1 protein-coding gene is annotated in these 738 nt (G+C 68.3%); it reads left to right on the top strand.

Annotation, left to right across the window (positions count from 1 at the left end):
• A partial coding sequence (locus TBU01S_RS22745; RefSeq protein ID WP_068639743.1) for an electron transfer flavoprotein subunit beta/FixA family protein occupies nt 1-737 on the top strand: 737 nt, incomplete at its 5' end.
• Nucleotide 738 lies beyond the last annotated feature (1 nt).

Genomic DNA, 738 nt, shown 5'->3' with positions numbered 1-738 from the left:
TACCCGTGAAACGCGTTGTCGACTACAACGTGAAGGTTCGCGTCAAGGCTGACGGCAGCGGCGTGGATATTGCGAACGTCAAGATGAGCATGAACCCGTTCGACGAGATTGCGGTGGAAGAGGCGGTGCGCCTGAAGGAAGCGGGCGTGGCCACCGAGGTGGTGGCGGTGAGCTGCGGGGTGGGGGCGTGCCAGGAGACGCTGCGCGCGGCGCTGGCGATCGGCGCGGACCGCGCGATCCTGGTCGAGACCGATGCCGAGCTGCAGCCGCTGGCGGTGGCCAAGCTGCTGAAGGCGGTGGCCGACCGTGAGCAGCCGGCGCTGGTGATCGGCGGCAAGCAGGCGATCGACGACGACGCCAACCAGACCGGGCAGATGCTGGCGGCGCTGGCGGGCTGGGCGCAGGCGACGTTCGCCTCGAAGCTGGTGATCGCCGACGGCAAGGCGCAGGTCACGCGCGAGATCGACGGCGGTCTGGAGACGCTGTCGATCGTGCTGCCGGCGGTGGTCACCACCGACCTGCGGCTGAACGAGCCGCGCTACGCGACGCTGCCCAACATCATGAAGGCGAAGAAGAAGCCGCTCGACACGGTCAAGCCCGCAGAGCTGGGCGTGGATGTGGCGCCGCGGCTGCAGACGCTGAAAGTGGCCGAGCCGCCCAAGCGCAGCGCGGGCGAGCGGGTGGCCGACGTCGCCCAGCTGGTCGACAAACTCAAGAACGTTGCCAAGGTGATCTGAA

The sequence above is a fragment of the Thauera butanivorans NBRC 103042 genome, from assembly GCF_001591165.1.
Lineage (GTDB): Bacteria > Pseudomonadota > Gammaproteobacteria > Burkholderiales > Rhodocyclaceae > Thauera > Thauera butanivorans.
The sequence above is the reverse complement of the archived record's forward strand: the minus strand, read 5'-3'. Positions and strand labels throughout refer to the sequence as shown.